This window comes from Streptomyces adelaidensis, from assembly GCF_016598475.1.
GTDB lineage: Bacteria > Actinomycetota > Actinomycetes > Streptomycetales > Streptomycetaceae > Streptomyces > Streptomyces adelaidensis.
The window spans coordinates 58,165-77,041 of sequence record NZ_JAEMUX010000040.1; the positions used below are offsets into that span (position 1 = coordinate 58,165).

The window sequence follows — 18,877 nt, forward strand, 5'->3', positions numbered from 1 at the left end:
CATCGACCGCCTGATGCGTTTCCACCAGGCGGAAGCGCTCTCGTACGAGGCAGTGCTGGACAGCATCCGGCTGATGGGGCGCCGGGTGACGGCGGGAGGGGCCTGGCCTGGGTGGGCCAGGCCCCGGGCGGTCGGCTCAGGCCCAGGTCCACCTGTCGTCCGAGCACGTCCGGTGCGTGCCCTCGACGATGCAGACACGGACGCCCAGGAAGGTCTCCTCCGGCATGTTGTCGGTCTCCCAGAGGGAGCAGTAGGGCGCGTTGAAGCCCCGCGTGGTGGCCATGGTCTTCCAGGAGCCGCCCTCGAACCTCCGCTGGATCTCGATCCCCTTGCCGTCGGCGTACTTGTCGCACGCCTGGAACGCGTCCCCGGGGATCGGGTTGACGAGGCCGGACGGGTCGGCGTTGAAGACGCCGTAGCCGCGGAAGGTGCCGTCGCGGTGGAGGTCGATCTCGATGTCGTCGGTGCCCTCGGTCCAGTACACCCACTGGTCGGCCGCCATCGCCGTCCCGTTGGCCAGCAGCACCATCCCGAGGGCCGCCCCCACCGCGAGCCCGCCTCTGACGATCGATCCGAACGCCTGCTTCTTCATGTTTCCCCCTGATACCCAGACAAAGGTTCCACCGCGTGAATGATCGGCTGGTGGGTGATCGGGGGACTCTACTCGGCCCGCCCGTCTCTCGGGTAGGTGAATTCCTGCTGTATGCACCAGGAAGGGCCGCCGATTCGATCGGCGGCCCTTCCTCTCCCCTCCTGGTGCCCCGAGTCGCCCGATCAGCGGGGGAGCACCACGACATACGCCGCCGGGTCGCGGTCGCACGACGCCATCAGTGCGGTGCGGACGACGGTCGCCTGTTGCTCCAGGGAGTCACGCAGCTTCCGGGGGGTGATGTGGACGACGGTGATGCCGAGCCGCTCCAACGTCTCGCGCTTGCGGGCGTACTCGGACCACAGCGCGTCGTCCTCCTGGCGCGGGGCGCGCGTGTCGAGCTCGACCGCGACGGCCTGCTCCGGCCAGTAGGCGTCGAGGCCGCCGAGGTGGGGGCCGCCGGGCAGGCGGAGGTCCACGTTCCAGACCGGGTCGGGGAGGGCGTACTCGCGGACCATGCGGTACAGGTGGTCCTCCGCGATCGCCCGCCCCTCGGCGAGCAGCGACTCCACCGCGTCGACGACATGCGGGCGGTTCAGCAGCCGCGCCTGCGTCAACTCCCGCACGACAGCGACCGGTTCGGTGTGGCCGCCGCGTACCGCCTCCGTCAGCAGCCGGCGTACCGTGCCCGCGTCCGAGAGCTCCGCGATCGCGTCGGCCAGGGCGCGCGGCACGGGCGCGACGGGCAGGCCGGTCACGTACGACGGGGTCGGCATGGCAGGCGTACGGACGATCCGGGCGCAGCCGACGGTCCGCAGCCGGCGCATGCGCGGCACCAGGACGTCGATCGTGTCGAGGGAGGGGAGCGGGGGAGCGGATGTGAACCCGTGCAGCGTCAGGGCGGCCAGGCCCGTGATCACCGCGTCCGGGTAGCGGGGCGCCGGGCGGGGCCCGTCGGGGTTCGGCTGCGCGGGGACCCCGGCGGCCGGCTCGCGGAACGGGGTGCGGGCCGCGTACGACAGCACCGCGTGCAGCCGCTCGTCGGAGGTGGGCGGGCCCGGGTGGAGGAGGTAGACCCCCGGGAGGATCTGCTGCCAGGGACCACCCGGCCGGCACTGCTCGTTCGTCTCGGCGGGGGTGACACCCTGCGCGCGCAGCTGCGCGGCGGTCAGCACCCGGCGCTGGACGTCCGGGAGTTGACGGAGGGGGCGGGGGGAGAGCGGGGTGTTGTGGGTCATGGCTTGGAGGTTCCCGCTCCGGAACCGCCCGCTAACCGCTGTTACACGCCCGTCGACAAATCAGGACAAGACAGCACTAAAGTACGTGCGTTCGACTGCCGATACGCCCTGGTCCGGACGGGGGTCGGAAAAGGTTACGGCTTCGAATACCCGAATTTCGTAACTCGGAATCAGGTCGCTACTGACCGGGTCGCGACCCCGATCCCGACCTCGTCGCGACGGACCCCCGTCATGACCGACCCCGGCGCCCCTCCAGGGGACGCCGGGGTCAGCCAACCTTCAGTAACCTCAGCCCCAGTTACCCGGCAGCCCCAGCCCCAGCCGCCGCATCGCACGCCTGCCCCCGCAGTCCCCGGGCCAGATCGTCCCGAGCCTCCAGCACCAGCCTGCGCAGCGCCGGCGCCGCCGCCCCGTGCGTGGCCAGCCATGTGTCCGTCGCGTCCAGGGTGTCCTGGGAATCCTGGAGGGACGGGAACAGGCCCCGCACCACGTCCATCCCGATCTGGATGGACCGCCCGGCCCACACCCGCTCGATCACCTCGAAGTACTTGACCGCGTACGGCGCCACCAACTCCCGCTGGGACGGCCGGGCGAACCCCGTGATGGTCGCCTCGGCCAGCGCGTTCGACAGGGCGTCCGACTCCACGACCGTCGCCCACGCCTGGGCCTTCACCGCCGCCGACGGCCGGGACGCCAGGCAGCGGACCTGGTGCCGCTTGCCGGAAGCCGTGTCGTCACGGGCCAGTTCGGCGGCCAGGACGGTCTCGTCGGCGGCCCCGTGCGTGGCCAGCGACTCCAGGAAGGCCCACCGCAGCTCCTGGTCGACCTCAAGGCCGTCGATCGTCTCGGTCCCGGCCAACAGCCCGCGCAGCACGGCCAGATCGGTCTCGCTCGACGCCATCGAGGCGAAGAAGCGCGCCCATGTCAGCTGGTGCTGGCTGCCCGGCCCGGCCGCCCGCAGCTCCCGCAGCGCGCCCTCCGACAGCAGCAGGCCGCCCGTCTCCCGCCAGGCCGGAGCCGCGTAGTGGGTGAGCGCCGAATTCGCCCACGCGTGCAGCATCTGGAGCACCCCGATGTCGGACTCCCGCCCGGCGAACCGCAGCACGAGATCGACGAAGTCCCGCGCCGGCAGCAGCGCGTCCCGGGTCAGGTTCCACAACGCCGACCAGCACAGCGCCCGCGCCAGGGGGTCGGAGATGTCGCCCAGCCCGGCCCGCAGCGTGTCCAGCGACCCCGCGTCGAAACGGATCTTGCAGTACGTCAGGTCGTCGTCGTTGACCAGCACCAGCTCGGGCGCCTCGGCCCCGGCCAGCTCGCCGATGACCGTGCGCGGCCCGTCGACATCGACCTCGGCCCGCGCGTACCGCTCCAACGCGCCCTCGGCCGTGCGCCGGTACAGGCCGATCGCCACCCGGTGCGGGCGCAGCTCGGGGTGCGACTCGGCCGCCTCCTGCACGACGGCCAGCTCGTCGATCCGGCCGTCGGAGGCGAGCAGCACCTGCGGGGTGAGGGAGTTGACCCCCGCCGTCTGGAGCCACGACCGCGACCAGGACGCCATGTCCCGCCCGCTGGTCTCCTCAAGGACCGACAGCAGATCACCGAGGCGCGTGTTGCCGTACGCGTTCCGCTTGAAGTAGCGCCGGGCGCCCTCCAGGAAGGCGTCGCGCCCCACGTACGCCACCAACTGCTTCAGCACACTCGCGCCCTTGGCGTACGTGATGCCGTCGAAGTTGAGCTTCGCGTCCTCCAGATCACGGATGTCGGCCGTGACGGGGTGGGTGGAGGGCAGCTGGTCGGCGCGGTAGGCCCAGGACTTGCGGTTGTTGGCGAAGGTGACCCAGCCGTCGGTGAAGCGGGTGGCCTCGACCATGGAGAACGAGCCCATGAAGTCCGCGAAGGACTCCTTCAGCCACAGGTCGTCCCACCACACCATGGTCACCAGGTCGCCGAACCACATGTGCGCCATCTCGTGCAGGACGACGTTCGCCCGCCGCTCGTACGACGCCTGCGTGACCTTGCCCCGGAAGATGAACTCCTCGCGGAAGGTGACAAGGCCCGGGTTCTCCATCGCGCCCAGGTTGTACTCGGGCACGAACGCCTGGTCGTACTTCCCGAACGGGTACGGGTAGTCGAAGTGGTCGTGGAAGAAGTCCAGGCCCTGCTTGGTGATCAGGAAGACGTCGTCGGAGTCGAAGTAGGGGGCGAGACCCTTGCGGCACATCGCGCCGAGCGGGATCTCCAGCCGCGAACCGTCCTCGAAGACCCGCTCGTAGGTGTCCGTCACATAGTGGTACGGGCCCGCGACGATCGCCGTGATGTACGTCGAGATCGGCTTGGTCTCCGCGAACCGCCAGACCCCGTCGGTCCGCTCGCCGACCCCGTTGCCCCACACGACCCATCCGTCCGGCGCCCGCACCTCGAAGCGGAAGGGGGCCTTGAGGTCCGGCTGCTCGAAGCCCGCGAAGACGCGGCGGGAGTCGGCCGGCTCGTACTGGGTGTAGAGGTAGACCTCGCCGTCCTCGGGGTCGACGAAGCGGTGCATGCCCTCGCCGGTGCGGGAGTAGGCGCACCGGGCGTCCACCACCAGCTCGTTCTCGGCGGCCAGATCGTCGAGGGCGATCCGGGAGCCGTCGAAGACCTCGCTCGGGTCGAGATCCTTGCCGTTGAGGGAGACCGCCGTCACACTCGGCGCGATCAGGTCGGCGAAGCTGCCGGCGCCCGGGTCGGCGCAGCGGAAGCGGATGGTCGTCACCGACCGGAAGGTGCGCGGCTCGCCACCGGAGTCACCGAAGTCGCCGGAGTCGCCGACGGCGGACCGCAGGTCGAGGGAGACCTCGTAACCGTCGACGGACAGCAGCGCGGCCCGCTCCTGGGCCTCGTCGCGGGACAGATTCTCACCGGGCACGGGCGGCACTCCCTCGGGGCGTGATGTTCAGCATGCGGACAGGCCCGATCCTGCCATGTGCCCCTGACAGCGGGCGGTCGGCGGGCAGACGGAGGGCGTGCGCCGCGAGCGGGAACGCGCCCGCGTGCGAAACGGGAATGGCGGGGGCGGTCCCCGGCGTTTGTGGCGTTGTTGTCCTGTAAACCAACCGCGCACCACTGCCCTCCGACCTCTTCCCGCCGCTTCCAGCCACTTCCCACCCCCTCCCATCCATTCCTCCCCTTCCGATCCCTTTCGAGGAGAACCATGTCCGAGCAGTCCGCCGGCAAGACCCCTGTCGACTTCTGGTTCGACCCCCTGTGCCCCTGGGCCTGGATGACCTCGCGGTGGGTCCTGGAGGTGGAGAAGGTCCGGGACATCGAGGTCCGCTGGCATGTGATGAGCCTCGCGGTGCTGAACGAGCCGAAGATCGACGAGCTGCCCGAGGAGTACCGCGAGCTGCTGCAGACCAAGGCCTGGGGTCCGGTACGGGTCGTCATAGCCGCCCAGCAGGAGCACGGCGCCGAGGTCCTCGGTGACCTCTACACCGCGATCGGCACACGGGTGCACAACCTCGGCCAGGGCATCGAGAAGGACGTCGTCGCCGCCTCGCTCAAGGACGTCGGCCTGCCCGACTCCCTCATGGACCACTGGGACGACACCCCGTACGAGGCCGAACTGCGCGCCTCCCACAAGGAGGGCATCGACAAGGTCGGCCAGGACGTCGGCACCCCGGTCATCGCCGTCCCCGGCGCCGACGGCGAGCAGATCGCCTTCTTCGGCCCGGTCGTCACCCCCGCGCCCAAGGGCGAGGAGGCCGCCAAGCTCTGGGACGGCACCCTCCTGGTCGCCTCGGTCCCCGGCTTCTACGAGATCAAGCGCACCCGCACCCAGGGCCCGGACTTCAGCAACCTGATCTGACCGCCGGCCGAGAGGCGGGCACGGCTCACTCCGGCTGGTGCCGCAGGTGCTTCGCGTACAGCGCCGCCAGCCGGGGCAGCCGGCGTCCCATCTCCTCCTGGTCGTCGAAGTCGAAGTTCCAGGACTGCTCCAGTCCCGGATAACGGATGCGGAAGCTGTTCGGGGGCAGATCCGCACCGGTGACCGCGCGGTGCGCGTCCCACGCGATATGCAGCGCGCGCTCGCAGTCGACCTCGTCGTACTCCTCGGCCGCCGCCCGGACGACGGGCGACTCGGCGAGCGAGTCGGCGTCGCCGACGGCCCGCTCGAACACCGCGCGGCCCTGGAGTATGAGCCACCCCCGGAAGTAGTCGAAGCCGTCGTCCGAGCAGCCGCCGTTGATCGTGTACGCCGCCGCCCACAGCGGGGCGCGGTACGACTGGGCCATCAGGTCCCACAGCACCTGCTGGGCGGCCAGGATCTCGGCGGCCGGCCGTGTGGCCAGCAGCGCGGCGGCCCGCTCGGCGACGGCCTCGTCATCACCCGTCGGGGAGACAGCCGTGCGGCGCGCCTCGTCGACGATGCCCCAGAACTCGTTCACGTCCATGGGGAGAAGAGTGACAGGGGGGTCTGACAATGCCGGTCAGTCCAGGTCGTCCGGGTTGTCCGGAAGCCGCTTCGTGAGCCTGAAGTGCTTCTCGACCGAGAGTCTGCGGATGCTGAGGCAGACCTTGTCGTCGGGGCGGGTGTTGACGCACTTGTAGTAGTCGTCCCCGATCCGGTTGCCGAGCTGTCTCTGGAGCCAGCCCTTCTCGTTCGAAGTCAGAGGCTCGTGCGGTTCCTTGGAACGGCACATCTGGCACGTCAGTCGCTTGGGCGTCGGCATCCCAGAAGAATCCCGCCCGAGCCGGCCGCGGCGGAAGACCTTGCCGCGAAAGTTCCCCCGAACCGGAGAACCCCCGCGAGTCACGTCCTCGCGGGGGTCCTCCTTTCTTCCGCCTGCCCGGTGAAGGTTGAGAAGACGATCACGAGCAGGACATCTTGATCACCTCGATCACCTCGATCGCGTGGATCGCCGGCTCAGGGGGCGAGCAGCAGCACATCCGTGCGGGACCTGGCGGTGGCGTAGCGCCTGGCCACGTCCTGCCAGTTGACGACGGCCCACATGGCGTCGATGAAGTCGACCTTCTGGTTCCTGTACTGGAGGTAGAAGGCGTGCTCCCAGGCGTCGAAGACGAGGATCGGGGTCGCGCCCTGGCCGACGTTGCCCTGGTGGTCGTAGACCTGCTCGACGATCAGCCGGCCGCTGAGCGGCTCGTGGGCGAGGACGCCCCAGCCGGAGCCCTGGGTGGTGGCGGCCGCCTTGGTCAGCTGGGCCTTGAAGGCCGCGAAGGAGCCGAAGGACTCGGTGATCGCGTCGGCCAGGTCGCCGACCCCGTCCACGGCCAGGGGCTCGCCACCGCCGTCGCCCGTCATGTTCCGCCAGTAGACGGAGTGCAGGATGTGGCCGGAGAGGTGGAAGGCCAGGTTCTTCTCCAGACCGTTGATCGAACCCCACGTCTCCTTGTCCCGCGCCTCCGCGAGCTGCTCCAGCGCGTCGTTCGCGCCCTTGACGTACGCCGCGTGGTGCTTGTCATGGTGCAGCTCGATGATCTCGGGGCTGATCACGGGTGCGAGCGCGGAGTAGTCGTACGGGAGTTCGGGAAGCGTGTAGACGGGCATGGCGGGTCCCCTCCGACCTCTTAATGCGAATCACTTGCAAGTGCACGCTAACAGCAAGAAGGTTTGAGTGGGGGCGCGGGCAGGCGAAAGGGGAGTGTGCGGCGGGCGGACGGCGATCTACTATCGGACCTCGTACGACGGGGACGAGGACAGGGACGGGGACGGGGACGCGGGAGACCATGGGGCCCGAGATCGCCGATCTGGCTCGCACGGCGGGTACGACGATGGTGGCGCTGATGGCCGGCCAGGCCTGGGAGTCGACGCGCGACGGCGTGGTCGCCCTCTGGCGGCGCTTCCAGCCCGACCGTGCCGAGGCCGTCGGCGGTGAACTGGAGGCGACCCGCGAGGACCTCCTCCTCGCCCAGCGGTCCGGTGACACCGAGGCCGAGGTCGAACTGACCGCCGAGTGGCAGGCCAGGGTCCGCCGGCTGCTTCTCGCCCGCCCCGAGGTCGCCGACGAACTCCGCCGCATCCTTGCCGAGTTGAACCCCGCTCCCACCGAGCCGGTGACCTCGGTGGACGTACGGCTGCGTGCCGAGGCCTCCGGCAGCGGCCGGGTGTACCAGGCCGGCCGCGACCAGCACATCACCGAACGATGAGCGAGCTCGGTGCCCGCGCGTCGGGGCAGGGCCGGGTCTTCCAGACGAGCCGCGACCAGTACATCCAGGAACACCACCATCACTACGGCGCCGGAGCCGACGGCCCCCTCTTCGACGGCGACCCACCGGCGGGGTTCCCGCGCCAGGCCGCCCCCGCCGCCCCCGACGCCGTCCGCGTACCCCTCGTCGGCCGGCCGCCCGGTGTCCTGCGCAACCGGGAGGAACTGCGCGAGACACTGACGGAGGCCGTCGCCGGCCCCGGCGGCGAGGTCCACGTCGTGCACGGCATGGGCGGCTGCGGCAAGACCGCGCTGGCGTACTGGCTCTTCACCGAAGCCGTACGCGCGCACGGCCGCGTCGGCTTCTGGGTCAACGCCTCCGAACGGATGTCCCTGCGCGCCGGCATGCTGGCGGTGGCCGGTGACCGCGGCGCCACCGCCGGGGAACTCGCCGCCGCTGCCGCGGGCCAGCGCGCGGCGGCCGACCTCGTCTGGCACTGGCTCGACCACTGCGTCGAGCCCTGGCTCCTGGTCCTCGACAACGCCGACGACCCGTCCGTACTGGCCGACGGTGCCTGGCTGCGCACCAGCGGACAGGGGACGGTCCTCGTCACCACGCGGCACGCCACCGCCGCGCTGTGGCGCGGGCCCGCCATGACCCGGCACGGCCTCGGCGTCCTGCCCCTCGACGACGCGGCCCAAGTGCTGTGCGACCTGGCGCCGGACGCGGGCGACCTGGACTCGGCGCGGAAGGTGGCCCGGCGCCTGGGCCGTCTCCCGCTCGCCCTAACCTCGCCGGATCCCATCTCGCCCACCAGCTACCGGAGTCGTGGTCCATGGACGAGTACGACCGCAAGCTCGCCGAGGGGTCGACGGGCATCGTCGACCGGGGCGCCGTCGGCTACGGCCGCGGCCAGTCCCGCCATCTCGTCGGCCGCACCTGGCAGTTGTCCCTGGACGCCCTCGCCACGCAGGGTCTGCCGGAGGCGACGACCCTGCTACGGCTGCTGTCGTTCCTGGCGGCCGATCCGGTGCCGCTGAGCCTGCTGGCGCCGGTGGCTCGCGCGGAGGCGGCGGTCGAGGGCCTGCCGGCCGGGCAGCTGGAACCCGCGCTCCGGGGCCTGCTCGACCACTCGCTCGCCGAGCTGGTCGAGACGGACGGCGTACGTGCGTACGGGCACACGCGGTGCTGCTGGACAGTGTGGCGGCGGGGGTGCCCGACGGGCAGCGGCCGGTCCTGGCGGAGGCGGCCGCAGCGTTGTTGGAGGCCGCGCTGCCCGAACGGGGGAACGACCCGCGACGACTGGCACCGCTGGCACCGCATGTGTCGGCGCTGCTGGACGCGGTTCCGGGCGAACGGACCGCCGCCCTTGCCGTGCGGGTCGGCCGACAGGCCTTCGAGGCGGAGGACTACGCGGCTGCCCAGCTCTTCGTCCCGGCTGTCGCCGACCGCGTCCAGGCGCTCCTCGACCCGCGGCACCAGCTGGTGCTGGACGCCCAGGACCTCCAGGCCAGGGTGCTGTTCCGCATGGGCCGCTACACCGAGTCGGAGGCCCTGCACGGCGGGTCATCGGCCGCCGGGAACTCCTGCTCGGCCCCGATCACCCGGACACCCTGCGCAGTTGTGCCGCGTTGGTGCAGCCGCTCGACCTGCTGGAGAGGGACGAGGAAGCGGTGCGCTGGGGCCGCCGGGCGGTGGAGGGGCTCCGGCGGGCCCTGGGCGAGGACGACCCCGAGACCCTGTACGCCTGGCACCTGCTGCTCGAACCCCTGGCGCAGCTCGGCAGCGAGCAGGAGTTCGACGACGAGAGCGCAGCGCTCATCGCGGCATGCGAACGCGCGCTGCCGCCCGACCACCTCACGACCCTGCTGGCCAGGCACAGCCATGCCTACGGGCTGACCGAGTTGGGGCGGTACGAGGAGGCGGAGTCCCTGGCCCGCCGCGTGCTGGAGGGCCGGATCCGCGTGCAGGATCCGGACTTCCCGCTGGCCCTGTCGGCCCTGAGCCTGTCGGCCCTGAGCCTGTCGGCCCTGAGCCTGTCGGCCCTGAGCCTGTCGGCCCTGAGCCTGTCGGCTCTGATCGCCCTGGAACTCGGCAGAGCCGACGAAGCCATCGCCATATTCAGGGAGGTCGCCGAGCGTCGTGAACGGGTGCTCGGTCCGCGGCACCCGTTCGTCGTGGAGGACCGTGAACGGCTGGCCCAGGCGGTCGCCGGGCGCTGATCAGCGCCCGGCGCGCTCCTGCTGCCCATCCGGTCCGGCCGGCGCGACCCGCGGAGCGGCTACGCCGCCACCGACGTGTAGTGCGCCGCGTCCCCTTCGATCGCATAGCTCTCCTTGCCCTCGATGCCGACCGGCACGTCACCCGCGATGGTCACGCGGTGCAGGCGGCGCGGGAGGCCGTCGTAGTTGTCGACGGCGTAGTGCTGGGTGATCCGGTTGTCGAAGAGGACGAGCTGGTTCTCCGACCAGCGGTGGCGCAGCAGGTTCTCCGGCCGGGTCACGTACGACTGGAGCAGGTCCAGGAGCTTGCGGGACTCGCCGACCGACAGACCGACGATCCGCTGTGCGAACCCGCCGATGAACAGGCCGCGTTCGCCGGTCAGAGGGTGGACGCGGACTACGGGGTGGACCGTGCGGTACTTGATGGATGTGAACCGGGCGCGCGCGGCGGCCTGCTCCTCGTCGATCGTCTCCGCCGGCACCGCGTAGTCGTCATCGTTGGTGTGCTCGGCCCACAGGGCGTCGGCCAGGACGCGCAGCGGTTCGGGCAGATCGCGGTAGGCGGCCGCCGAGTCGGCGATCAGGGTCTCGCCGCCGTACGGCGGGACCGTGATGCTGCGCAGGGTGCTGGCCTGCGGAGGGTTGAGGACGAACGTGACGTCCGTGTGCCAGTGGTTGGCGGCGCGGCCCCGCTCGCTGTCCACGGGCAGGACGTTCGGGACGCCGTCGACGGACGGCACGGTCGGGTGGGCGGTGGTGACGTCGCCGAAGTGCCGGACGAAGGCCTGCTGACCCTCGTCGTCGAGGTTCACCTCGTCGAACACCAGGGCCTTGTGGGCGTTGAGGGCCTCGCGCAGCGCGATGACCGTCTCGGCGTCGAGCGGCTCGGCGATGTCCACACCGGAGACGCGGCCGCCGATGTTGCCGGTGATCTTGCGGATGTCGATGGTCATGGAGGTGTTCCTTTCGGGGTCAGACGAGAGAGGGCTTCTGTGCGGGCTTCTGGACGAGAACGGGGTCGCCGGACCCGGCGGGCTCGACGTACTGGTTCGCCGGGCGCGGCAGCCCGTACCGCTCCCGCAGGGTCCGGCGCGGGCCGTACTCCTCGCGGAGCAGGCCGCGGGCGCGCAGGAGGGGGACGACGTGGTCGACGAAGGCTTCGAGGCCGGAGGGCAGCACCGCGGGCATGATGTTGAAGCCGTCGGCGGCGCCCCGCGTGAACCAGGTCTCGATCTTGTCGGCGACCTGCTCGGGCGTCCCGGCGAAGGTGAGGTGCCCGCGCCCGCCGCCGAGCCGACCGATCAGCTGCCGTACGGTGAGCCGGTCGCGGCGGGCCAGTTCGACGACGAGCGTGTAGCGGCTCTTGGCCCCCTCGATCGCACTCTCGGGAGGCAGCTCGGCGGGCAACTGGGCATCCAACTCCAGGGTGTCGGACGGCAGTTGAAGCAGCCGCTCCAGATTGCCCACGCCCTGCGCGTGCACGATGTGATCCTCCAGGACCCGCTCGGCCGCCAGCGCCTCGGCCTGCGTCGACCCGAGTACGGGGACGATGCCGGGCAGCACCTTGAGGTGCCCGGGGTCCCGGCCGGTCGCGGCCGTACGGGACTTGAGGTCGGCGTAGAAGGCCCGCGCGTCCTCGATGGTCTGCTGGGCGGTGAACACCGCCTCCGCGTACCGCGCCGCGAACGACTTGCCGTCCTCGCTCGACCCCGCCTGCACGAGCAGCGGATAACCCTGCGGCGTACGCGGCACGTTGAGCGGGCCCTCGACGCTGAAGTACGTCCCCTTGTGCCGGGGCGGGTGGATCTTCGTGTCGTCGCCCCAGACACCGGACGCCTTGTCGGCGACGATCACGTCGTCCTCCCAGCTGTCCCAGAGCTTCAGCGCCACGTCGAGGAACTCGGCGGCGCGGGCGTACCGCTGGGCGTGCGCGGGCTCGGCGTCGAGACCGAAGTTGCGGGCCGCCTCGGCAGCGGCGGTGGTGACGATGTTCCAGCCCGCCCGGCCGCCGCTGATGATGTCCAGCGAGGCGAACTTGCGGGCCAGGTTGTAGGGGGAGTTGTAGGAGGTGGACGCGGTGGCGATCAGGCCGATGTGCTCGGTCGCCGTCGCCAGGGCGGTCAGCAGGGTGAGCGGCTCCAGGGCGCCTGCGGGACGCTGGCCCACGCTGCCCCACAGCTGCGGCCCGTCGGCCAGGAAGAGCGAGTCGAAGGTGCCGCGCTCGGCGGTCCGGGCCAGCCGCACATAGTGGTCCAGCTCGACATGCGCGTACGGGTCGCTCTCCGGGAGCCGCCACGACGCCTCGTGGTGGCCGGTGTTCATCAGGAACGCGTTGAGGTGGAGCTGACGGGTCACTTGTGGTCCTCCGTGACGCCCAGGGCGGTCAGCAGCCGCTCCCGGTACTCGCCGAGCAGCGGGTCCCGGTACGAGCGTGGATGCGGGCGGTCGATGGTCAGGTCGAGGCCGATGCGGCCCTGGTCGAGGACGAGGACACGGTCGGCGAGCACGATCGCCTCGTCCACGTCGTGGGTGACGAGGAGGACCGAGGGCCGGTGGCGCTCCCACAGCTCCCTGAGCAGGACATGCATACGGATGCGGGTGAGGGCGTCCAGGGCGCCGAACGGCTCGTCCGCCAGCAGCAGTTCGGGCTCGCGGACCAGCGAGCGGGCCAGCGCGGCACGCTGCGCCTCGCCGCCCGACAGCTCGCTCGGCCAGGCCTCCTCGCGGCCGGCGAGCCCCACCTCGGCGAGGGCGGCGCGGGCCCTGTGCGCCGCCTCGTTGCCTTCGATGCCGAGCAGTACGTTGGCGAGGACGCGCCGCCAGGGCAGCAGCCGGGAGTCTTGGAAGACCACCGACACCGTTTCCGGGGCGGTCAGCCGCCCGCTTCCGGCCACCTCGTGATCGAGGCCCGCGACCGCTCGCAGCAGGGTGCTCTTGCCGGAGCCGCTGTGCCCGAGCAGGGCGGTGAACTGCCCGGCCGGGAGGTCGAGGTCGATGGCGTCCAGGACCGTGCGGTCGTCGAACGACCGGGTCAGGCCGCGGAGTCGGACCGCCGGCCGGGTCAGCTGCTCAGTGTGCGTCGCCATGACAGCACCCTCCGTTCGACGAGACGGACCGCGCTGTCGGAGACCAGGCCGAAGACGCCGTAGACCACCAGGCCGACGAGGATGACGTCGCTCTGGCCGTAGTTCTGGGCCTGGAACATCAGGTAGCCGAGTCCGTTGGTCGCGTTGATCTGCTCCAGGACGACCAGGCCCAGCCAGGAGCCGGTCACCCCGAGCCGGAGGCCGACGAAGAACCCGGGCAGCGCGCCGGGGACGACGATCTGCCGGACGAACTGGAACCCTGACAGCCCCTGGACCTCGGCGAGTTCGACGAAACGGCTGTCGATCCCGGCCAGCGCGGCATGGGTGTTGAGGTAGACCGGGATGTAGACGACGATCGCGATGATCGCGATCTTGAAGGTCTCGCCGATGCCCAGCCAGAGGATGAACAGCGGGATCAGACCCAGGGTCGGGATCGCCCGGTTGAGCTGCACGGTCCCGTCGATCAGCGCCTCGCCGGCCCGGCTGAGCCCGGCGGCCAGAGCCAGCGCGACCCCGGCGGTCAGCCCGATCGCGAACCCGGAGCCGGCCCGCCGCAACGACGTCAGGATGTCGGTCGTCAGCGTCCCGTCGGTCCACAGCCGGACCCCGGTCTCCAGCACCGTCCAGGGCGCCGGGACCGCGGCCGGGTCGAGCCGTCCGGCGGCCGAGGCGACGGCCCACAGCGCGAGCACGAGGACCGGACCGACGAGCCGCGAGGCGGGCAGCCGCTTGCCGGGCGAGAGCCGACGGCGACGGCGGACCTGGGGTGTCTCCTCTACGGCGGCGATGTCGGGGGCGTTGAGGTCGGGGGCGTCGATGTCGGCGGCGCCGCCGACGGCCGGCGGCGCACCGGTCGTCACGGCGCTCACCTCCGGTACTCCGCGGCCACGGCCTTCGCCGCGATCTCCTCGAACCGACGGTCGAAGAGCGTGTCGACGTCGAACTTCTTCACGAAGCCGCCCTCCGCCAGCAGATCCGCGGTCTCCTGCTCCCACTTGACCGCCTCGTCCCAACTCGGCGGGAACAACGGCTTGTTGGCGAGATCACTGATCGACTTCGCCTGGGCGAGGGTCAGGTTCTGTGTCTTCACGTAGAACTCCTCGTTCCAGATGTCCGGGTTCTCGTACTGCCAGACCGCGCCCTTCGCCCAGAGCGGGATGTACGCGGCGACCGCGGCCACCTTCGCGGAGTCGTTCAGCACGGAGACCGGCGCCCACAGCAGGTTCAGCAGGTCCACCACGTCGGTGGTGATGGTGCGGGCGCCCTTGGAGCCGTACTGCTGGAGATAGGCGGGGACCTGCTGGTTGCCGAGCGGCGCGACGTCCACCTGCTTGGACTGCAGGGCCGTCAGGAACTGGTTGCTGGTCAGCGGGACGAGTTCCACGTCGTCGTGGGCGAGCCCCGCCTCCTTCAGCGCCCGCAGCAGTACGACGCCCTGTGCCTGCCCTTGTGAGAACGCGAGCTTCTTTCCCTTGAAATCCTCGACCGAGGCGATGTCGCTGCCGGGCTTGGTGGCGAAGAGATAATTCGGCTTCCGGGTGACGTTGATCGCGACGATCTTCGCGTCGTATCCCTGGTAATGCGCCTGGATCGGCGGGATTCCCGCGTTGTTGGCGACGTCCAGCGAACCCGCCCGGAAGGCGTTGATGACATCGGGACCGGCGCCGATGTTCGCCCAACTGCTCACCGTGAAAGGCAGATCACCGAGTTTCGCCAGCTCGAACTGCAATTCCTGCTGGTTCTGGAACGAGGCGATCTTCAGGCTGGTGCCCGAGGGGACCTTGGTGGGCAGCGGTGCGTCCGCCGCCGTCGTGGCGGTCGCCGCACTGCTGTCGGCGCAGCCGCTCAGCCCGGCCGCCGCGGCCGTGACACCGAGCAGAGAGGTGAGGAAGAGACGCCGGTCGAGACCGGACACAGCGGAGGAAGGCACAACGGAGGAAGGCATGGGAGAACCCCCTGGGTTCACATGGATGAGCGAGAGGCAGACAAGAGGGGGGAGGGGAGAGAGAACCGCGGGATGACGGCGCACGAAATCACGGACAGCGGAAATCCGCAGAAACAGGCGGGGGTTTCACGCATACGCGCGTCCACGCAGAAAGAAGTGCCGCGTCGGCCGGAGCGCGCTGAGCACTCCGGAACGTCAACGTGTCAGCAACAGAGGGTGCGACAACTCGTGAGCAGCATGAATACGATGTTCCCGGTCTTCCACGATGCCTGTCAACATTCGGAGTTTCTGAATTAATCAACCTCGGCCGAGGTGCGCGGCGGCGGCCCCACCGGCAGCCGCGGCCCCCAGCGGATCGCGGTAGAGGACATCCAGAGCCACCGCTCCACCCGCCGTGGCCAGTACGGAATCGGGGAAACCCGAGGGCACCACGGCCGCCGACCGCTCCGGCCCGACGACCTCGCGCAACGCCGCCAGACAGTCCTGCCGGCCGATGATCCCGATCTCGGTGACCACCACGGTCTCCGGGTTCAGCACGTCGAGCAGAAACTCCGCCGCCCGCCCCACCATCCGCGCCCGCTCCACCAGCAGCCGTACGGCCACCGCGTCGCCGCCCGCCGCCGCGTCCAGCACCCGCATCGGGTTCACGCCGTCGATGACCCCCGCCGCCCGGGCCCGCCGGCACAGCGTCCGCTCGCTCAGCTCGGCCAGCAGGCAGCCGACCCGCCCGCAGTCGCAGGGCTCAGTGCCGCCGGGCAGCGGCAGATGGGCGATCGCCCCGGCCTGCGAGCGCGGCCCGTGGTGCACCTCGTCGTTGGTCGCGAACGCCGCGTCGACCATATTGCCGACGAACAGATGCAGCACGCTCCGGCTGCCACGCGCCCGCCCGAACAGCTGCTCGGCATTGACCAACGCCCGCGCGTGCCCGTCCACGTGGAGCGCCAGTCCGGTGCGCGCACCGAGCATCTCCCGCACCGGCACCTCCCGCCAGCCCAGCAGCGGATGGTGGACGACGGTCCCGCTCTCCCGGTCCACCCAGCCGCCGGCCGCGAAGCCGACCCCCAGGGCCCGGCGTCCCGGCGCCCCCTCCAGCAGAGCCACGAGCCCGTCGGCGGCCCGCGCCAGGACCGACGCCGGGTCGGTGGAGCCGTGCTTCAACCGCCGCTCCACCACCACCCGACCACGCAGATCGAGCAGCGCGACCGTGGTGTACGGCACGGCCACATGCACCCCGCCCACCACGAACCGCGAGTCGTCCAGGTCGAGCGGCACATGCGGACGCCCCGCCCCCTTGGCCTGCCGGGGCGGCTCCGCCTCACGGATGAGACCCAGCCGAGCGAACCGGGCGCAGTAGTCGGTCACCGAGGCCGGCGACAGCCCCGTCACCCGGGCGATGGTGCTGCGCGCCACGGGCCCGTGCTCCAGTACGGACCGCAGCACCACGCTGGCACTCGTCCGCCGCCGATCACTGTCGGCGACCCTCGGCACGGGCGAGGAGGGACGAACGGAACGAGGGGGAGGGAGAGTTGGAACAGGAACAGGAACAGGAGCGGGAGCGGGAGTGAGAGTGGAAAGGGAAGCGGGAGCGGAAAGGGTGGGTGCTGCCGCGCTACGGGGCATGGAGATCATCCTCGGGTACGGGTCCGACACTGCGCCGTCTCGGAAGGCGAGGCGCGCCGGAGCCGCCTCACCCGGGGCGGCGACAGGTGGCCGTGCCCACGCGTCGCAGGTCGACATAGCGACGCGACGAGAAGTACCGGGCCTGAGCAACCATGCGCTCGAAGCTAGCAAAGCGGCCCACCGCTGCCCAGACGGCGACCGACGGGCGAGACGGCACCGGTCCGGCGCGCCCACCCGATTGGCGAAACCCTACAGATCCGATCCGGCGCCCCCACCTGACCGGAACGACCCCACCTCAGTGACCGGAGTCACGCCGTAACCGGTGTAACCCACACCCTTTGTGAGAAGCCCACCAAGTCGTCGTTCCCCCCTTTGTCGACCGCTGACGGTGCCCGCCGCGCGGGCCCTGGGATAGCGTCACCGTGTCCCCGCCGCCTTCACCCGCCGGAGTGAGCCCGAACATGAGCACCGCCGCCGCCACGTCAGCCCGCCCCGGCGAGGTTCTCGCCGACCTCCTGCCCGCCTCCCGGGTCCGCGACATCGCGCTCGTGGTCGGCGGCGCGGCGCTCACCGGTCTCGCCGCCCAACTCGCCGTGCCCGTGCCGGGATCCCCGGTCCCGGTCACCGGCCAGACCTTCGCCGCGCTGCTCGTCGGCACCACCCTCGGCGCGAGCCGCGGCGTCGCCTCGCTCGCCCTGTACGCGCTGGTCGGCCTCGCCGGCGTGCCGTGGTTCGCGGGCGGCACCTCCGGCTTCGGCGTCTCCTTCGGCTACATCCTCGGCATGATCCTCGCCACCGCCGCCGTGGGCGTCCTGGCCCGCCGCGGCGCCGACCGCTCCATGCTCCGCATGGCGGGCACGATGCTCGTGGGCGAGGCGATCATCTACGCCGTCGGCGTCCCCTACCTCGCCGCCACCGCCGGCCTCACCTTCTCCGCCGCCCTCGCGGCCGGCTTCACCCCCTTCCTGATAGGCGACGCCCTCAAGGCCGCGTTGGCCATGGGCCTGCTCCCGACGGCGTGGAAGCTGCTCAAGAAGTGACGCCGTAACTCCCCTCGAAACTCCCCCTGAAGAGGCTCGCCGGGTCGCATTCCGACTTCACCGCGGCGAGCCTCTTTCGCGCCCCGGCGTCATACAGCCGGGAGGCACCGTGGCCGTACGAACCGGCGCGCTACGCGAGGTAAGTGGCGTGCGTCGTGTCCGGCGGCCGGGTCACGACTCCCGCCGGGCCCGCCGTTGGTTCCACCACAGGCCCGCCGCCCCGGCCGAGAGGAGCGCGGCGCCTGCCATGCCGAGCGGGAGGACACGGTCGGTCGGCCCGGTCCGGGGCAGTTCGTCCGGAGCATCGTCCTTCCCACCGCCGGTGCCACTCGTGCCGCCGTCTCCGTCGCCCGTGCCGGGAGTGACCGGGCTGTTGTCGGTGCCGAGCAGCAGCGGGGTGGCCGGCTCGTTGGGCGAGGAGTTGGTCGAACCGAACGGGACCGGGCCCTGCTGCCAGAACGTCTTCGAACCGTCGGCGTTCTGCACCGGCAGACAGATCTTGCCCTGCTCGCTCAGGTCGTACGTGGCGTCGATCGCATACGTCTTGGACTTTCCGGCCGCCAGCTCGTCGATCGCGCACGCGAAACCGCTGTTGGCTCCGTCGGGAAGGTCACCCTCGGGGATCGCCGAACACCCTTCGACGTTCTTGATCGCCATGCCGTCAAAACCGACCACAAGCAATCGGATTTCCCCGCCGGCCTTGCTTCCCTCGTTCTTTACGACGCCGGTGATCTCCGTTTCCTGGGACTTGTTGTCGACTTTGATCTCCTTGGACAGTAGCGTGGAGAATTTCACTCCCGCCGGTTGCGCGTCCATGGCCTTTCCGCCGTGATCGCTCAATCCCCCCTGGTCATCCGCCGACGCCGTGAAGCCGAGGATCATCACCGACGAGAACGACGCGGTGAGCAGCGAGCCCGCGACGGCCGTCCTGGTCAACCTGGTCATCCTGCGACGAGAACTCATGTTCCATCCCCCTTGCGTCCCCCTGGCCGT

At 70.9% G+C, this 18,877-nt stretch carries 19 protein-coding genes; 5 read left to right on the forward strand and 14 right to left on the reverse strand.

Translation table 11 applies throughout. The features are described 5' to 3' along the window. Window positions 1-136 precede the first annotated feature (136 nt). From I8N67_RS23020 to pepN, 3 genes are all read right to left on the reverse strand, one after another. Complete coding sequence (locus I8N67_RS23020; protein ID WP_200305074.1) at window positions 137-592, reverse strand: hypothetical protein; 456 nt, start codon at window positions 590-592, stop codon at window positions 137-139. Window positions 593-774: 182 nt separating this feature from the next. Next, on the reverse strand, window positions 775-1,827 hold the full coding sequence (locus tag I8N67_RS23025) for a hypothetical protein (protein ID WP_200305075.1): 1,053 nt from the start codon (window positions 1,825-1,827) through the stop codon (window positions 775-777). Window positions 1,828-2,125: 298 nt separating this feature from the next. Further along, entirely contained in the window at window positions 2,126-4,732 is a 2,607-nt protein-coding gene (gene pepN, locus I8N67_RS23030; RefSeq protein ID WP_200305076.1) for an aminopeptidase N, read from the reverse strand. A 285-nt stretch (window positions 4,733-5,017) separates the two neighbouring features. On the opposite strand from pepN, the gene I8N67_RS23035 reads away from it, so the two are divergent. Beyond that, on the forward strand, window positions 5,018-5,671 hold the full coding sequence (locus I8N67_RS23035) for a mycothiol-dependent nitroreductase Rv2466c family protein (RefSeq protein WP_200305077.1): 654 nt from the start codon (window positions 5,018-5,020) through the stop codon (window positions 5,669-5,671). 25 nt (window positions 5,672-5,696) lie between these two features. Here the strand turns inward: I8N67_RS23035 and I8N67_RS23040 are convergent, their stop codons facing one another. The 3 genes from I8N67_RS23040 to I8N67_RS23050 form a co-directional block, all read right to left on the reverse strand. Beyond that, entirely contained in the window at window positions 5,697-6,257 is a 561-nt protein-coding gene (locus I8N67_RS23040) for a DUF4240 domain-containing protein (protein WP_200305078.1), read from the reverse strand. 36 nt (window positions 6,258-6,293) lie between these two features. Beyond that, window positions 6,294-6,536: a hypothetical protein gene (locus I8N67_RS23045; RefSeq protein WP_200305079.1), complete on the reverse strand. Its 243-nt coding sequence runs from the start codon at window positions 6,534-6,536 to the stop codon at window positions 6,294-6,296. A gap of 194 nt (window positions 6,537-6,730) precedes the next feature. After that, window positions 6,731-7,372 (reverse strand): superoxide dismutase, encoded by a 642-nt coding sequence (locus I8N67_RS23050; protein ID WP_200305080.1) that lies wholly within the window; start codon window positions 7,370-7,372, stop codon window positions 6,731-6,733. 179 nt (window positions 7,373-7,551) lie between these two features. On the opposite strand from I8N67_RS23050, the gene I8N67_RS23055 reads away from it, so the two are divergent. Beyond that, window positions 7,552-7,971: a hypothetical protein gene (locus I8N67_RS23055; RefSeq protein ID WP_200305081.1), complete on the forward strand. Its 420-nt coding sequence runs from the start codon at window positions 7,552-7,554 to the stop codon at window positions 7,969-7,971. Next, entirely contained in the window at window positions 7,968-9,011 is a 1,044-nt protein-coding gene (locus I8N67_RS44270) for an NB-ARC domain-containing protein (protein WP_307835328.1), read from the forward strand. The genes I8N67_RS23055 and I8N67_RS44270 overlap by 4 nt, the downstream gene beginning before the upstream one ends. Here I8N67_RS44270 and I8N67_RS44275 read toward each other — a convergent pair. Beyond that, complete coding sequence (locus I8N67_RS44275; protein ID WP_307835329.1) at window positions 8,969-9,151, reverse strand: hypothetical protein; 183 nt, start codon at window positions 9,149-9,151, stop codon at window positions 8,969-8,971. The two genes, I8N67_RS44270 and I8N67_RS44275, sit on opposite strands and share 43 nt — an antisense overlap. Window positions 9,152-9,605: 454 nt before the next feature. Between I8N67_RS44275 and I8N67_RS44280 the strand changes: the two genes are divergently transcribed. Continuing rightward, on the forward strand, window positions 9,606-10,193 hold the full coding sequence (locus I8N67_RS44280) for a tetratricopeptide repeat protein (RefSeq protein ID WP_307835330.1): 588 nt from the start codon (window positions 9,606-9,608) through the stop codon (window positions 10,191-10,193). Between the two features lie 59 nt (window positions 10,194-10,252). Here the strand turns inward: I8N67_RS44280 and I8N67_RS23065 are convergent, their stop codons facing one another. The 6 genes from I8N67_RS23065 to I8N67_RS23090 form a co-directional block, all read right to left on the reverse strand. Next, window positions 10,253-11,146 (reverse strand): TauD/TfdA dioxygenase family protein, encoded by an 894-nt coding sequence (locus tag I8N67_RS23065; protein ID WP_200305082.1) that lies wholly within the window; start codon window positions 11,144-11,146, stop codon window positions 10,253-10,255. Window positions 11,147-11,165: 19 nt separating this feature from the next. Continuing rightward, a complete protein-coding gene (locus I8N67_RS23070; protein WP_307835331.1) occupies window positions 11,166-12,548 on the reverse strand; it encodes an LLM class flavin-dependent oxidoreductase in 1,383 nt (460 codons plus the stop codon). Then, window positions 12,545-13,279, reverse strand: a complete 735-nt coding sequence (locus I8N67_RS23075; protein ID WP_200305083.1) for an ABC transporter ATP-binding protein — start codon at window positions 13,277-13,279, stop codon at window positions 12,545-12,547. Before I8N67_RS23075 ends, I8N67_RS23070 begins: the two co-directional genes overlap by 4 nt. Beyond that, complete coding sequence (locus tag I8N67_RS23080; RefSeq protein ID WP_200305091.1) at window positions 13,255-14,097, reverse strand: ABC transporter permease; 843 nt, start codon at window positions 14,095-14,097, stop codon at window positions 13,255-13,257. Before I8N67_RS23080 ends, I8N67_RS23075 begins: the two co-directional genes overlap by 25 nt. Before the next feature lie 47 nt (window positions 14,098-14,144). Further along, the gene (locus I8N67_RS23085; protein WP_234046131.1) at window positions 14,145-15,224 is read right to left on the reverse strand and encodes an ABC transporter substrate-binding protein; all 1,080 of its coding nucleotides are present in this window, start codon (window positions 15,222-15,224) and stop codon (window positions 14,145-14,147) included. A gap of 297 nt (window positions 15,225-15,521) precedes the next feature. Next, window positions 15,522-16,853, reverse strand: coding sequence for an ROK family protein (locus tag I8N67_RS23090; protein WP_234046132.1), 1,332 nt, complete (start codon window positions 16,851-16,853; stop codon window positions 15,522-15,524). Window positions 16,854-17,305: 452 nt separating this feature from the next. Between I8N67_RS23090 and I8N67_RS23095 the strand changes: the two genes are divergently transcribed. Beyond that, window positions 17,306-17,884, forward strand: a complete 579-nt coding sequence (locus tag I8N67_RS23095) for a biotin transporter BioY (protein ID WP_200305085.1) — start codon at window positions 17,306-17,308, stop codon at window positions 17,882-17,884. A 171-nt stretch (window positions 17,885-18,055) separates the two neighbouring features. On the opposite strand, the gene I8N67_RS23100 is transcribed toward I8N67_RS23095, so the two are convergent. Then, on the reverse strand, window positions 18,056-18,847 hold the full coding sequence (locus tag I8N67_RS23100; RefSeq protein WP_200305086.1) for a cell wall protein: 792 nt from the start codon (window positions 18,845-18,847) through the stop codon (window positions 18,056-18,058). Window positions 18,848-18,877: the final 30 nt, after the last annotated feature.

What these genes read in the sequence shown, in the direction of transcription:
- I8N67_RS23090 (WP_234046132.1), bottom strand. Translation starts at nt 16,853, where the DNA reads ATGATCTCCATGCCCCGTAGCGCGGCAGCACCCACCCTTTCCGCTCCC.
- I8N67_RS23040 (WP_200305078.1), bottom strand. Translation starts at nt 6,257, where the DNA reads ATGGACGTGAACGAGTTCTGGGGCATCGTCGACGAGGCGCGCCGCACG.
- I8N67_RS44270 (WP_307835328.1), top strand. Translation starts at nt 7,968, where the DNA reads ATGAGCGAGCTCGGTGCCCGCGCGTCGGGGCAGGGCCGGGTCTTCCAG.
- I8N67_RS23020 (WP_200305074.1), bottom strand. Translation starts at nt 592, where the DNA reads ATGAAGAAGCAGGCGTTCGGATCGATCGTCAGAGGCGGGCTCGCGGTG.
- I8N67_RS23085 (WP_234046131.1), bottom strand. Translation starts at nt 15,224, where the DNA reads ATGCCTTCCTCCGTTGTGCCTTCCTCCGCTGTGTCCGGTCTCGACCGG.
- I8N67_RS23065 (WP_200305082.1), bottom strand. Translation starts at nt 11,146, where the DNA reads ATGACCATCGACATCCGCAAGATCACCGGCAACATCGGCGGCCGCGTC.
- I8N67_RS23095 (WP_200305085.1), top strand. Translation starts at nt 17,306, where the DNA reads ATGAGCACCGCCGCCGCCACGTCAGCCCGCCCCGGCGAGGTTCTCGCC.
- I8N67_RS23075 (WP_200305083.1), bottom strand. Translation starts at nt 13,279, where the DNA reads ATGGCGACGCACACTGAGCAGCTGACCCGGCCGGCGGTCCGACTCCGC.
- I8N67_RS23055 (WP_200305081.1), top strand. Translation starts at nt 7,552, where the DNA reads ATGGGGCCCGAGATCGCCGATCTGGCTCGCACGGCGGGTACGACGATG.
- I8N67_RS23100 (WP_200305086.1), bottom strand. Translation starts at nt 18,847, where the DNA reads ATGAGTTCTCGTCGCAGGATGACCAGGTTGACCAGGACGGCCGTCGCG.
- I8N67_RS23035 (WP_200305077.1), top strand. Translation starts at nt 5,018, where the DNA reads ATGTCCGAGCAGTCCGCCGGCAAGACCCCTGTCGACTTCTGGTTCGAC.
- I8N67_RS23050 (WP_200305080.1), bottom strand. Translation starts at nt 7,372, where the DNA reads ATGCCCGTCTACACGCTTCCCGAACTCCCGTACGACTACTCCGCGCTC.
- I8N67_RS23025 (WP_200305075.1), bottom strand. Translation starts at nt 1,827, where the DNA reads ATGACCCACAACACCCCGCTCTCCCCCCGCCCCCTCCGTCAACTCCCG.
- I8N67_RS23045 (WP_200305079.1), bottom strand. Translation starts at nt 6,536, where the DNA reads ATGCCGACGCCCAAGCGACTGACGTGCCAGATGTGCCGTTCCAAGGAA.